The sequence below is a fragment of the Streptomyces sp. NPDC051822 genome (assembly GCF_044452745.1).
Taxonomy (GTDB): domain Bacteria; phylum Actinomycetota; class Actinomycetes; order Streptomycetales; family Streptomycetaceae; genus Streptomyces.
This window is the reverse complement of the sequence record NZ_JBITBZ010000009.1, coordinates 104401-117883: the sequence shown is the minus strand read 5'-3', so window position 1 is coordinate 117883 and position 13483 is coordinate 104401. Positions and strand designations below refer to the sequence as shown.

The 13483-nt window shown below is 69.5% G+C and carries 11 protein-coding genes and 1 tRNA gene; 1 reads left to right on the top strand and 11 read right to left on the bottom strand.

Translation table 11 applies throughout. The features are described from left to right. Window positions 1–207: 207 nt before the first annotated feature. The 3 genes from ACIA8N_RS25655 to ACIA8N_RS25645 form a co-directional block, all read right to left on the bottom strand. Window positions 208–1905 (bottom strand): VCBS repeat-containing protein, encoded by a 1698-nt coding sequence (locus ACIA8N_RS25655; RefSeq protein ID WP_365778569.1) that lies wholly within the window; start codon window positions 1903–1905, stop codon window positions 208–210. Between the two features lie 212 nt (window positions 1906–2117). Continuing rightward, window positions 2118–2804 (bottom strand): TetR/AcrR family transcriptional regulator, encoded by a 687-nt coding sequence (locus ACIA8N_RS25650; protein ID WP_365778779.1) that lies wholly within the window; start codon window positions 2802–2804, stop codon window positions 2118–2120. After that, entirely contained in the window at window positions 2804–3796 is a 993-nt protein-coding gene (locus tag ACIA8N_RS25645; protein WP_365778571.1) for a fatty acid desaturase, read from the bottom strand. Before ACIA8N_RS25645 ends, ACIA8N_RS25650 begins: the two co-directional genes overlap by 1 nt. Before the next feature lie 277 nt (window positions 3797–4073). Between ACIA8N_RS25645 and ppc the strand changes: the two genes are divergently transcribed. Further along, window positions 4074–6803: a phosphoenolpyruvate carboxylase gene (gene ppc, locus ACIA8N_RS25640; RefSeq protein ID WP_365778573.1), complete on the top strand. Its 2730-nt coding sequence runs from the start codon at window positions 4074–4076 to the stop codon at window positions 6801–6803. A gap of 70 nt (window positions 6804–6873) precedes the next feature. On the opposite strand, the gene ACIA8N_RS25635 is transcribed toward ppc, so the two are convergent. The 8 genes from ACIA8N_RS25635 to ACIA8N_RS25600 form a co-directional block, all read right to left on the bottom strand. Next, a complete protein-coding gene (locus ACIA8N_RS25635; protein ID WP_365778575.1) occupies window positions 6874–7653 on the bottom strand; it encodes an LPXTG cell wall anchor domain-containing protein in 780 nt (259 codons plus the stop codon). Between the two features lie 159 nt (window positions 7654–7812). Beyond that, window positions 7813–8256, bottom strand: a complete 444-nt coding sequence (locus ACIA8N_RS25630) for a hypothetical protein (RefSeq protein ID WP_365778577.1) — start codon at window positions 8254–8256, stop codon at window positions 7813–7815. A gap of 42 nt (window positions 8257–8298) precedes the next feature. Next, on the bottom strand, window positions 8299–8898 hold the full coding sequence (pth, locus tag ACIA8N_RS25625) for an aminoacyl-tRNA hydrolase (protein WP_365778579.1): 600 nt from the start codon (window positions 8896–8898) through the stop codon (window positions 8299–8301). Window positions 8899–9006: 108 nt separating this feature from the next. Beyond that, window positions 9007–9591 carry a 50S ribosomal protein L25/general stress protein Ctc gene (locus ACIA8N_RS25620; protein WP_365778581.1) on the bottom strand — a complete coding sequence of 195 codons (585 nt, stop codon included), beginning with the start codon at window positions 9589–9591 and terminating at the stop codon, window positions 9007–9009. Between the two features lie 263 nt (window positions 9592–9854). Further along, window positions 9855–10829: a ribose-phosphate diphosphokinase gene (locus ACIA8N_RS25615; RefSeq protein WP_365778583.1), complete on the bottom strand. Its 975-nt coding sequence runs from the start codon at window positions 10827–10829 to the stop codon at window positions 9855–9857. A 121-nt stretch (window positions 10830–10950) separates the two neighbouring features. Then, a complete protein-coding gene (glmU, locus tag ACIA8N_RS25610; protein WP_365778585.1) occupies window positions 10951–12396 on the bottom strand; it encodes a bifunctional UDP-N-acetylglucosamine diphosphorylase/glucosamine-1-phosphate N-acetyltransferase GlmU in 1446 nt (481 codons plus the stop codon). Between the two features lie 119 nt (window positions 12397–12515). Then, window positions 12516–12591: transfer RNA gene (locus tag ACIA8N_RS25605), tRNA-Gln, on the bottom strand. Window positions 12592–12599: 8 nt separating this feature from the next. After that, window positions 12600–13466 (bottom strand): hypothetical protein, encoded by an 867-nt coding sequence (locus tag ACIA8N_RS25600; RefSeq protein WP_365778587.1) that lies wholly within the window; start codon window positions 13464–13466, stop codon window positions 12600–12602. Between the last annotated feature and the right edge of the window lie 17 nt (window positions 13467–13483).

The following is a 13483-nucleotide window of genomic DNA, read 5'->3' as shown; positions in this document are numbered from 1 at the left end:
AGACGACCTCGTTCGACGGTCGGACACCCCCCCGGATGTTGAACATGATTCTACTCAGCGGGAAGGTTTACGCCAGAGCTTTACCCAGCGAATCCGACCGTCCGGTCAGTTATTGTAACGCTCTGTCGTCGGGCGATCGCCAGTCGTGAACGCATGGGTGCCCCGCACCGGATGTCCGGTGCGGGGCACCCATGAAGGCCGAAGCCGTTACGACATGCTGTTGTAGGCCTGGTAGCCGTAGCCGATCTTGGTGCGGGCCGTGAACTTGCCCGGGGTGGTGTTCAGGTAGCGGTACAGATCGCCGCCCGAGGTCACACCGAGCAGGTCGGCCTTGCCGTCGGCGTTCAGGTCGCCGGGGGCGGCCAGCTGCTTGTACGTCTGCCAGCCGGTGCCGATCTTCACGCGGGGCTTGAACGGCGTGGTGGCCGAGCCGGTGCCCGCGTACAGGTACAGGTCACCGGCCGTGGTGCGGGCCACCAGGTCCGTGCGCCCGTCACCGGTGTAGTCGCCGGCGCCGAGGATCTTGTTGTACACGCCCCAGCCGGTGCCGACCTGCTGGCGGGCGGCGACGGCGGTGCCGTTGCCGTTGCCCTTGTACAGGTAGAGGATGCCGGAACGGTCCCGGGCCAGCAGGTCGCCCTTGCCGTCGCCGCTCAGGTCGCCGGGGCCGACGAGGGTGTTGTAGATGCCCCAACCGCCCCCGATGCGGGCGTAGTCGATCCAGAGGCTGCCGTCGCTCCAGACCTCGGCGATGTCGGAGTAGCTGTCCGAGTTGAACGAGGAGGTGTTCGTGAAGCTGGTGCCCGCGTACTCGCCCGGGTCGCTCACGTCACCGGCGGGGATCAGCCCGCCGGTCGTGTCGGCGAAGTACCCCTTGAGCGTGCCGGCGCTGGTCCGCCCGATGAGGGTGTCCTTGCCCGTGTACGGGTTGCCGCCGCCGCCGGCGAACTGGACGATGCCGACGCCGTCGCCCGCCTCGCCGAGCTGCTGGCGCGCGCTCAGGCTGCCGTTGGCGTTCTCGGCGAAGTACCGGTAGAACGTGCCCGCGTTCGTCCGGGCGAGGAGAGTGGCTTCGCCGAAGTTCGTGATCTGGTTGTAGGCGCCCCAGCCGCCGCCGATGAGCCTCCTGCCGGCGAACGGAGCGGACGTGTCGCCCGTGCCGGAGTAGAAGTAGAGGTTCCCGGCGGTGTCGCGGGCGTACAGGTCGGCACGTCCGTCGCCGGTCACGTCGCCCGAGCCGATGAGCTGGTCGTAGATGTTCCAGCCGCCGCCGACGAGGATTCGGGTGCCGAGCGGCCTGCTCAGGTCGCCGGTGGCCAGGTACAGGTAGAGCTGGCCGTCCTTGGTGCGGGCGACGACGTCGGCGAGGCCGTCGTCGTTCACGTCACCGGGCGACACGATCTTGTTGTAGACCTGCCAGCCGCCGCCCACCGTGCTCTCGTACGGCGTGCCGGTCGCGCTGACGTCGGTGTACAGCTTCAGCGTGCCGTTCTCGGAGAGGATGAGCAGCTCGGGGTGGGTCGTCTCACCGCCCTGGTCGCCGATCGGGATGATCTCCTTCGCGACGTCCTCGAAGCGGTAGAGGTCGAAGGTCTCGCCCTCTCCCAGCTGCGCGGTCGTGTAGATCTCCCCGTCGATGGCACGGTAGATGAGGTCGTCGTAGAAGTCGCCGTCCAGGTCCGAGAGCGGCAGCGACGACGCGGTCTCGGCGGCGGCCGCGCCCGCGCGGGCCGAGTCCTGCTTCGGGTGCGCCAGCTGCGGCGGCGTGAAGGAACGCTCCACCTTCTGGGCCGTCGGCGTCGGCTCGTCCGCCGAAGCCGGGCCCGCGAGGAGCATGCCCGCGGAGAGGGCGAGAGCGGTGCAGGCGGCGATGCGGCCCGCACGCTTGGAGTTCGTGAAACGCAAGAGATCCCCCCCAGGGAATCAGAGGTTCAAGAGGAACCAAACAGGGGGGCTCGATCAGGCGTCGAACGGCGTCAGCGCAGGCCACTGGGCACGCGGAGACGACTTCGCTCGACGGTCGGGACACCCCCCCGGATGTTGAACGTGATTCTACCCAGGGGCGCGCCCTACGCCACTGCCTTACTCAGACGAATTGTCGGAATCCGACCGTCCGGTCAGTTCTTGCGGTGCCCTATCAGCCGCGGCTTCTGCTCAAGGCCGTCGAGCCCGTGCCACGCCAGGTTCACCAGATGTGCCGCGACCTCGGCCTTCTTCGGTTTCCGGACGTCCAGCCACCACTGGCCCGTCAGCGCCACACTGCCCACGAGGGCCTGTGCGTACAGCGGAGCCAGCTTCGGATCAAACCCCCGGGTCTTGAACTCCAGGCCCAGGATGTCCTCCACCTGCGTGGCGATGTCACTGATCAGCGACGCGAACGTACCCGTCGACTGGGCCACCGGGGAGTCCCGTACGAGGATCCGGAAACCGTCCGTGTAGTTCTCGATGTAGTCGAGCAGCGCGAACGCCGCCTGCTCCAGGAGCTCCCGCGGATGCCCCGCCGTCAGCGCGCCCGTCACCCCGTCGAGGAGCTGGCGCATCTCCCGGTCGACCACGACCGCGTACAGCCCCTCCTTGCCCCCGAAGTGCTCGTACACCACCGGCTTCGACACCCCGGCCTTCGCCGCGATCTCCTCCACCGACGTGCCCTCGAAGCCCTTCTCGGCGAAGAGCGTGCGACCGATGTCGAGAAGCTGCTCCCGGCGCTCCGCGCCCGTCATCCGCACCCGGCGCCCGCGCCGGGGCTTCTGCTCGTCGCCGCTGCCGGTCCCGCTGGTCCTGCCGTCGATCGCCACGTCTTCCATCATGCCGCGTCTGCGGAGGCGCTCTGGCGGCGGGCTTCGATGCGCTCCTTCGCCGGCCAGCGCACGTCGGACGCCCAGCCCAGCTGCTCGAACCAGCGGATGAGCCGCGCGCTGGAGTCGACCTGGCCGCGCAGCACCCCGTGCCGCGCCGACGTGGGGTCCGCGTGGTGCAGGTTGTGCCAGGACTCGCCGCACGACAGCACCGCCAGCCACCACACGTTGCCCGAACGGTCCCGCGACTTGAAGGGACGCTTGCCCACCGCGTGACAGATCGAGTTGATCGACCACGTCACGTGGTGCAGCAGCGCCACCCGCACCAGCGAGCCCCAGAAGAACGCCGTGAACGCGCCCCACCACGACCACGTCACCAGACCGCCGATCAGCGGCGGGATCGCGAGCGACAGGATCGTGAAGGAGAGGAAGTGGCGGGAGATCCCGCGCAGCACCGGGTCCTTGATCAGGTCGGGCGCGTACTTGTGCTGCGGGGTCCGCTCCTCGTCGAACATCCAGCCGATGTGCGCCCACCACAGGCCCTTCATCAGCGCCGGGACCGTCTCCCCGAAGCGCCACGGCGAGTGCGGGTCGCCCTCCGCGTCCGAGAACTTGTGGTGCTTGCGGTGGTCCGCCACCCAGCGCACGAGGGGCCCCTCCACCGCGAGCGAGCCCATGATCGCCAGCGCGATCCGCAGCGGCCGCTTCGCCTTGAAGGAACCGTGCGTGAAGTAGCGGTGGAAGCCGATCGTGATCCCGTGGCAGCCGATGTAGTACATCGCCACCATCAGCCCGACATCCAGCCAGCTCACCCCCCAGCCCCAGGCCAGCGGAACCGCCGCGAGCAGGGCCACGAAGGGCACCGTGATGAACAGTCCCAGGGTGATCTGCTCGATCGAACCCTTGCTGTCGCCGCCCAGCGTGGCGGAGGGCAGTGCCGTGGCGCCGGCGGGCGCTTGCGGCGCCTCCGGCGCCGAGGTCACCTGTGGGCTAGTGGTCATGGGTGTCCCCTGGGGGTGAAGGTGAGGGTGTGGGGGGGGCGTCGGAGAGAAATCCGAGGAATGTGCGAGAAAATACCGCAAAACGCGACCTAGGCTACGCCTCCGTAACCTACGGCATCGTAAGTATGGCAGCGCCGGGGCGCGCGGCAAGAGGGCACGAGAGGGGCAGGGCCATCGCCGGACGGACGGACACCTATCCTGGGTGCGTCGGACAGCGCGGTCCGCAAGCCTCCAGTACCCCTCCAGACGTGCTCAAACACTGCAAGGAGCCGCACCTGTGAGCAGTGCCGACCAGACCCCCACCGCCAGCGCCGAGCTGCGCGCCGACATCCGCCGCCTGGGCGATCTCCTCGGCGAGACCCTCGTCCGCCAGGAAGGTCACGAACTCCTCGACCTCGTCGAGCGGGTCCGCAGCCTCACCCGCGAGAACGGCGACGACGCCGCCGAACTGCTCCGTGGCGTCGAACTGGAGACGGCCGCCAAGCTCGTGCGCGCCTTCTCCACCTACTTCCACCTCGCGAACGTCACCGAGCAGGTTCACCGCGGTCGCGAGATGCGCGAGAAGCGCGCCGCCGAGGGCGGCCTCCTCGCCCGTACGGCCGACATGCTCAAGGACGGCGACCCCGAGCACGTCCGCGAGACGGTCAAGAACCTCAACGTCCGGCCCGTCTTCACCGCGCACCCCACCGAGGCGGCCCGCCGCTCGGTCCTCAACAAGCTGCGCCGGATCGCCGCCCTCCTGGAGACCCCGGTCATCGAGGCCGACCGGCGCCGCCACGACCTGCGGCTCGCCGAGAACATCGACCTCATCTGGCAGACCGACGAACTCCGTGTCGTCCGGCCCGAGCCCGCCGACGAGGCCCGCAACGCCATCTACTACCTCGACGAGCTGCACGCCGGCGCCGTCGGCGACGTCCTGGAGGACCTCGCCGCCGAACTGGAGCGCGTCGGCGTCGAACTGCCCGCGGGCACCCGCCCGCTCACCTTCGGCACCTGGATCGGTGGCGACCGCGACGGCAACCCCAACGTCACCCCCCAGGTGACCAGGGACGTCCTGATCCTCCAGCACGAGCACGGCATCACCGACGCCCTCGAACTCGTCGACTACCTCCGCGGCCTGCTCTCCAACTCCATCCGCTACACCGGAGCCACCCAGGAACTCCTGGACTCCCTCCAGCGCGACCTGGAACTCCTCCCGGAGATCAGCCCCCGCTACAAGCGGCTCAACGCCGAGGAGCCGTACCGCCTCAAGGCGACCTGCATCCGGCAGAAGCTCCTCAACACCCGCGAGCGCCTCGCCCAGGGCACCCCCCACCAGGACGGCCGCGACTACCTCGGCACCGCCGAGCTGGTCCAGGACCTCACCCTCATCCAGACCTCCCTGCGCGAGCACCGCGGCGGCCTCTTCGCCGACGGCCGGATGGACCGCACCATCCGCACCCTCTCCGCCTTCGGCCTCCAGCTCGCCACCATGGACGTCCGCGAGCACGCCGACGCCCACCACCACGCGCTCGGCCAGCTCTTCGACCGCCTCGGCGAGGAGTCCTGGCGGTACGCCGACATGCCGCGCGACTACCGGCAGAAGCTCCTCGCCAAGGAGCTGCGCTCGCGCCGGCCGCTCGCGCCGACGCCCGCCCCGCTCGACGCGGCGGGACAGAAGACCCTCGGCGTCTTCCACACCGTCAAGGAGGCCTTCGAGCGCTTCGGCCCCGAGGTCATCGAGTCGTACATCATCTCGATGTGCCAGGGCGCCGACGACGTCTTCGCCGCCGCCGTCCTCGCCCGCGAGGCCGGCCTGATCGACCTGCACGGTGGCTGGGCCAAGATCGGCATCGTGCCGCTCCTTGAGACCACCGACGAACTCAAGGCCGCCGACGTCATCCTCGACGGCATGCTCGCCGACCCCTCCTACCGGCGCCTCGTCTCGCTCCGCGGCGACGTCCAGGAGGTCATGCTCGGCTACTCGGACTCCTCCAAGTTCGGCGGCATCACCACCAGCCAGTGGGAGATCCACCGCGCCCAGCGCCGCCTGCGCGACGTCGCCCACCGCTACGGCGTACGGCTCCGCCTCTTCCACGGCCGCGGCGGCACCGTCGGCCGCGGTGGCGGCCCCTCGCACGACGCGATCCTCGCCCAGCCCTGGGGCACCCTGGAGGGCGAGATCAAGGTGACCGAGCAGGGCGAGGTCATCTCCGACAAGTACCTGATCCCGTCGCTCGCCCGCGAGAACCTCGAACTGACCGTCGCGGCCACCCTGCAGGCCTCCGCCCTGCACACCGCGCCCCGCCAGTCCGACGAGGCCCTCGCCCGCTGGGACGCGGCCATGGACACCGTCTCCGACGCCGCCCACACCGCGTACCGCGAGCTCGTCGAGGACCCCGGCCTGCCGGCGTACTTCCTCGCCTCCACCCCCGTCGACCAGCTCGCCGACCTGCACCTGGGCTCACGGCCCTCCCGCCGCCCCGGCTCAGGCGTCTCCCTCGACGGACTCCGCGCCATCCCCTGGGTGTTCGGCTGGACCCAGTCCCGCCAGATCGTCCCCGGCTGGTTCGGCGTCGGCTCCGGCCTCAAGGCCCTGCGCGAGGCCGGACTCGACCCGGTCCTCGGCGAGATGTACGACCAGTGGCACTTCTTCCGCAACTTCCTCTCCAACGTCGAGATGACGCTCGCGAAGACCGACCTGCGGATCGCCCGCCACTACGTCGACACCCTGGTCCCCGACGACCTCAAGCACGTCTTCGACACCATCGAGGCCGAGCACGCGCTGACCGTCGCCGAGGTCCTCAAGGTCACCGGCGGCGAGAAGCTCCTCGACTCCAACCCGGTCCTCCAGCAGACCTTCGCCATCCGCGACGCCTACCTGGACCCGATCTCCTACCTCCAGGTCGCCCTGCTCGACCGTCAGCGCACCGCCGCCGAGCGCGGCGAGGAGCCGGACCCGCTGCTCGCGCGGGCCCTGCTCCTCACCGTGAACGGCGTGGCCGCCGGCCTCCGCAACACCGGCTGACACCCTGCCCGTACGTACGACAGAGCCCCCGCCGGGGAATCCGGCGGGGGCTCCGTCATGACGGGGTACGTCAGGCCTGCTGGCCGGCCTTGCGGCGACGGGTCACCAGGAACGCGCCGGCGCCCGCGAGGGCCACGGCCACGGCGGCGATGATGCCGACGGGGGCGCTGGAGCCGGTCTCGGCCAGGTCGCCGTCGGTGCCACCGGTGCCGCCCGTGCCACCGGTCTCACCCGCAGGGGTGGACGCGGTGGGGGAGGCGGTGCCGCCCGGGGTCTCGGAGACGCTGGGGGACCCGGTCGGGGACACGGACTCGCTCGGCGTCACCGAGGGGGTGCCGGACGGGGTGCCGGTCGGCGTACCGGTCGGGGTACCGGTCGTCGGGGTGTCCGTCGGCGTCGGCGCGGTGGTGGTCGGCGTGCCGGTCGGGGTGGTGCTCGCGAGGCAGGCGTGGGACAGGTTGAACCAGCCCTGCTCTACCACACCGTTGACCTCGGCGACGGCCGAGGTCAGCTTGGCACCCGGCTCGGACGCCACGTACGCGTGGTCGTCCTTCGGCGGACCGAAGTCGGTGACGACGATCGGGGCGCCGTTGTCGAAGGTCACCGTCAGCTTGGTGAACTCAACACCGTTGCCGGGGATGATGAAGTGCCAGCCGTCCTTGTCGGAGGGAATGCCGGGGCAGTCCTCCCCCTCCTTCACGAACTCGGAGGCGCTGATCGGGGGGTTGGTCGGCTGGTGCAGCGGGAGTTCGTACGTCTTGCCCTCCGAAGCCGAAGCCGCCGGGGCCAAAACGAGAGAGCCCGCAACGGCCGCGACCAGCGCGCCGGCGGAAATCAGGGAGCGTCGCATGTGCAGTCGTCCATCTGTGGGATGAGGGATGCCGTGGGAGGTGGCGGGGGGCAGCCTATCCGTCGCTTTAATCAGCTCTTAAGGCCGAGGTCCATAACGATTGCGCCGGTTTACGGCGCAATCCAGACAGACCGTCAGGAAGCGCTGGCGCCAACCGGGTCACAGCGCCAGGAACGCCGCCACAAGGAGCGCCCCACCGGCACCCGCCGCCGACCACGCCGTCCGCGGCAACCGCAGACCGCCCCCGACCAGCGGCGCCGCGAGCAACAGCGCCCCGCCCAGCGGCAGCCACGCGTGCAGCCCGCCGCCCCAGCCCGTCCGCACGCCCTCGTCCGTCCCCGGCTTCACCACCACGGGGATCGTCAGGCCCTTCTCCGCGGCCACCGACTTCTCGATCGTCAGCGTCCGCCGCGTCGACGAGGCGTCCTCGGGGGCGTAGCGCCCGGTGCACGTCTTCTCCGTGCAGCCGGTCACCGTCAGCGTGCCGTGCTCCCGCCCCTTCGCGAGCAGGACGTGCTGGGCCGAGCCCCAGGAGGCCCAGGCTCCCGCGACGAGCAGCAGAAGGGCGACCAGGGCCATGGCGGCGTTACGGACGTGCGTCATGACCCGCGATCGTACAGTCGTACGTTCTCCCCGCCGCGCGCCCTACGCGTTGTACGCGGACTGCGCCCGCTCCAGACCCTCCGCCACCAGGCACTCCACCGAGTCCGCCGCCCGGTCCACGAACCAGTCCAGGTCCTTGCGCTCCGCCGACGAGAAGTCCTTCAGGACGAAGTCCGCGACCTGCATCCGCCCCGGCGGACGCCCGATCCCGCACCGCACCCGGTGGTACTCCGGGCCCATCGACTTCGTCATCGACTTCAGACCGTTGTGCCCGTTGTCGCCGCCGCCGATCTTCAGCCGCAGCACCCCGTAGTCGATGTCCAGCTCGTCGTGGATCGCCACGATCCGCGCCGTCGGCACCTTGTAGAAGTCCCGCAGCGCCGTCACCGGCCCGCCGGACAGGTTCATGTACGACATCGGCTTCGCGAGGACGACCCGGCGGCTCGAAGGTCCCGGCGGCCCCATCCGGCCCTCCACGACCTGCGCCTGCGCCTTCTGCGCCCGCTTGAACGAACCCCGCATCCGGTCCGCGAGCAGATCCACCACCATGAAGCCGATGTTGTGGCGGTTGGCCGCGTACTCCGGTCCCGGATTGCCGAGACCGACGATCAGCCAGGGGGCGTTCGCGTCGTCGTCCGTCATGTGCGTCAGGTCTCCTCGTATCCGTCCGTACAAGAGAATCCGTACAAGAGAAACGGGGTGACGGGCCGATCGGCCCGTCACCCCGTCACGTCAGGCAGAGCCTACGGCTCAGGCCTCGGCACCCTCGGCGGCGGCGTCGGCGGCCGGCTCCTCGGCCTGGGCGGCCAGGATCTGGATGACGACGGCGTCGGGGTCGGTCACCAGGGTGGTGCCGGCCGGCAGCTCGATGTCCTTGGCGAGGATGGAGTTACCGGCCTCCAGGCCCTCGATGGAGACGGTGACGGAGGTCGGGATGTGCGTGGCCTCGGTCTCGACGGAGAGCGTGTTCAGCACGTTCTCGACGAGGAAGCTGCCGGGGGCCAGGTCGCCCTCGGTCTCGACGACGACCTCGACGGTGACCTTCTCGCCACGACGCACGAGGAGCAGGTCGACGTGGACCAGGAAGCCCTTGATGGCGTCACGCTGGACGGCCTTCGGGATCGCCAGCTCGTTCTTGCCGTCGACGTCGAGGGAGAGCAGGACGTTCGGCGTACGCAGCGCGAGCGCCAGGTCGTGGGCCGGGAGGGTCACGTGCGCCGGCTCGGCACCGTGGCCGTAGACGACGGCGGGAACCTGGCCGTCACGGCGGATCGCACGGGCGGCGCCCTTGCCGAACTCGGTACGGACGGAAGCGGCGAGCTTGACCTCGGACATGATGCACTCCTCGTAGAAAGGTGACGAAAAAACCGGGTCACCCGGCCACGACTGGCGATGGCCTGCTACGAAGAGCGCGTCGATAACGGACCGCCGTGACCCTGTACGGACGTACGGGTACGGCCTCCCTCGCCGAGCAACTACGGCAGTCTACCGGCCACCCGCCCTACCACCCAATTCGATCACCGGGGACCTCCCCGGGCACACGACGGAGGGCCGCTCCCCGAACGGGGAACGGCCCTCGCGGTCACGTACTCGGAGACTCAGTGCTCCTCGAAGAGGCTCGTCACCGAACCGTCCTCGAACACCTCACGCACCGCGCGCGCGATCGTCGGCGCGATCGACAGCACCGTGATCTTGTCCAGTTCGAGCGCACCCGGCACCGGCAGCGTGTCCGTGAACACGAACTCGCTCACCTTGGAGTTCTTCAGGCGATCGGCGGCCGGCCCCGACAGGATGCCGTGCGTCGCCGTCACGATGACGTCCTCCGCACCGTGCGCGAACAGCGCGTCCGCGGCGGCGCAGATCGTGCCACCGGTGTCGACCATGTCGTCCACCAGGACACAGACGCGGCCCTTCACGTCACCGACGACCTCGTGCACGGTGACCTGGTTGGCGACGTCCTTGTCACGACGCTTGTGCACGATCGCCAGCGGCGCGTCCAGACGGTCGCACCAGCGGTCGGCGACCCGCACGCGGCCCGCGTCCGGGGAGACGATCGTCAGCTTCGCGCGGTCGACCTTCGCACCCACGTAGTCCGCGAGCACCGGCAGCGCCGACAGGTGGTCCACCGGGCCGTCGAAGAAGCCCTGGATCTGGTCCGTGTGCAGGTCGACGGTGAGGATGCGGTCCGCACCCGCCGTCTTCAGCAGGTCCGCCACCAGACGCGCCGAGATCGGCTCACGGCCGCGGTGCTTCTTGTCCTGACGGGCGTAGCCGTACGACGGGACGATCACGGTGATGCTCCGGGCGGAGGCCCGCTTCAGAGCGTCGACCATGATGAGCTGCTCCATGATCCACTTGTTGATCGGAGCCGTGTGGCTCTGGATCAGGAAGCAGTCCGCGCCACGGGCCGACTCCTGGAAGCGGACGTAGATCTCACCGTTGGCGAAGTCGAACGCCTTGGTCGGAACGAGGCCGACACCCAGCTGGTGCGCGACCTCCTCGGCCAGCTCGGGGTGGGCGCGGCCGGAGAAGAGCATCAGCTTCTTCTCGCCGGTCGTCTTGATCCCGGTCACAGCACTGTCTCCTCAGACGTGTTGTCTGGTCGCCAACCACGAGCTGTCGTGCGCGTGTGCGAGCCAGCCGAATTTGTGTGCACGTATCACGGTACGCCGAGTTCGACGCACCTGTTTCCGGTCAGCTTTCGCCGGCGGAGTCCTCGGTCGAGGCCTGAGCGGCCTGCGCGGCAGCGCTTCCGGGCCGCTTCCGGGCCACCCAGCCCTCGATATTCCGCTGCTGGCCCCGGGCGACGGCGAGCGAACCCGCCGGCACGTCCTTCGTGATCACGGACCCGGCGGCGGTGTACGCGCCGTCCCCGATCGTGATGGGAGCCACAAACATGTTGTCCGAGCCGGTGCGGCAGTGTGAGCCGATCGTGGTGTGGTGCTTCGCCTCGCCGTCGTAGTTCACGAAGACGCTCGCCGCGCCGATGTTCGTGTACTCGCCGATCGTCGCGTCGCCCACGTACGACAGGTGGGGGACCTTGGTGCCCTCGCCGATCGTCGCGTTCTTCATCTCGACGTACGTACCGGCCTTGGCCTTCTTGCCGAGGCTCGTCCCCGGACGCAGGTACGCGAACGGGCCCACCGAGGCGCTCTCGCCGATCACGGCGGAGTCCGCGACCGTGTTGTCCACCCGGGCGCCCTTGCCGACGGTGGTGTCCTTGAGGCGCGTGTTCGGGCCGACCTCGGCGTCCTCGCCGATGTGCGTGGCGCCGAGCAGCTGCGTACCCGGGTGGATCACGGCGTCCGGCTCGAAGGTCACCGTCACGTCCACGAACGTGGAGGACGGGTCGACGACGGTCACGCCGGCCAGCATGGCCCGCTCGACCAGCCGCTGGTTCAGCAGGGCGCGGGCCTCGGCGAGCTGCACCCGGTTGTTGATGCCGAGGATCTCGCGGTGGTCGGCCGCCACGGAGGCGCCGACCCGGTGACCGGCCTCGCGCAGGATCGAGAGGACGTCGGTGAGGTACTCCTCGCCCTGGCTGTTGTCCGTCCGCACCTTGCCGAGCGCGTCGGCGAGCAGCTGCCCGTCGAACGCGAACACGCCGGAGTTGATCTCACGGATGGCGAGCTGGGCGGGGGAGGCGTCCTTGTGCTCGACGATCTCGGTGACGGCGCCGGTGGAGTCGCGCACGATCCGGCCGTAGCCGGTGGAGTCCGGCACCTCGGCGCTCAGCACGGTGACGGCGTTGCCGTCGGCGGCGTGGGTGTCGGCGAGCGCCCGCAGGGTCTCGCCGGAGAGCAGCGGGGTGTCGCCGCAGACGACGACGACGGTGCCGTCGGGCGCCTTCCCCAGCTCTTCGAGGGCCATCCGCACGGCGTGCCCGGTGCCGTTCTGCTCCTCCTGGACGGCGGTACGGGTCCCGGCGTAGTGCTCCTCCAGGTGACCCCTCACCTGCTCACGGGCGTGCCCGACGACCACGACGAGGTGCTCGGGCTCCAGCTCGCGGGCGGCCGAGACGACGTGCCCGACGAGGGACCGCCCGGCGATCTCGTGCAGGACCTTGGGGGTCTTCGACTTCATGCGGGTGCCCTCACCCGCTGCGAGGACGACGACGGCTGCCGGGCGATTGGCGCTCACGGGAATGCCCTTCGGCTTTGGGTGGTGGACGCACGAAGGATACCGGGGCGAAGGGTGGCGGACATGAGTGCGGGTCCCGACCTTGGAGGTCAGGACCCGAACTGAGGTCTTGCGCACCGTGGCTCCCCCGCAAGGATTCGAACCCTGTCCTACCAAGACCAAAACTTGGTGTGCTGCCAGTTACACCACGGGGGATTGGTGCGTCAGACCATACCGGAGTCCCGCCTCACCGCGGCATTGATCCCTGCCCACCATCCTTCGATGCGTTGATAGAGATCGGATCCCTGACGGACGTTCACCGCCAGGCACCCTCGGTAGCCCTCCCCGACGTTCTTGCGCACCGTCTTGGGGTTGTGCTTCTTCAGCGAGGTCTTGCCCAACGCGGCCACGTCCACCTGGACGAGATCGGCCCAGTACTGCTCTGCGCCTGCGACGTCGGCGTTCTCGTGGATCATGACGTGGTAGCGCATCCGATCGGGCTCGATGCCGAGAAGATCGAGCCAGGCCAGGTAGAGCGTGATCATGTCCGGGTCGCTGTTGACGAAGATGACCTTCTCGCGGCGCTCATAGGGCTTGCTCTTTGATCCCTCCGCCCAGTACAGGCCGACGCCGATGAGGAACAGCTCCCTCTCCGTGAGGGATCCGATCTCATCCCGGGCCAGACCTTTGCGACTTCGGCGCTCCTCCTCGCGGCGACGCAGAGTAACTTCCCAGCCTCGCCGCGCGATCTCCGACGCCTCCTCCCGGGTCCGCTTCCGTTCCGGCTTCGGCAGGTCGCGGACCCACAGTGAGATCGAGCTCTTCGAGCAGCCCAGTTCCAGCTGGATCTGGTCGTACGTCTTGCCTTCCAGGCGCAGTTCGCGGGCGCGGGCGCGGATGTCGTCCTTCGCGTTCGGGCGTTTCGTCCATTCCGGGGGCGGCTCGCCTTCGAGGAGGCGGTTGAGGATGTCGTTGTTGTGGACGTGGAGGCGGTCTCGGATCTGGCGGCGGCTGAGACCCTCGCGGCGGAGGGTGACGGCCTGCTCGCGTAGGTCTTCGAAGGCCGCGTACTTGTCGGTGGTGGATGTCATACGAGCACCCTCGTCCG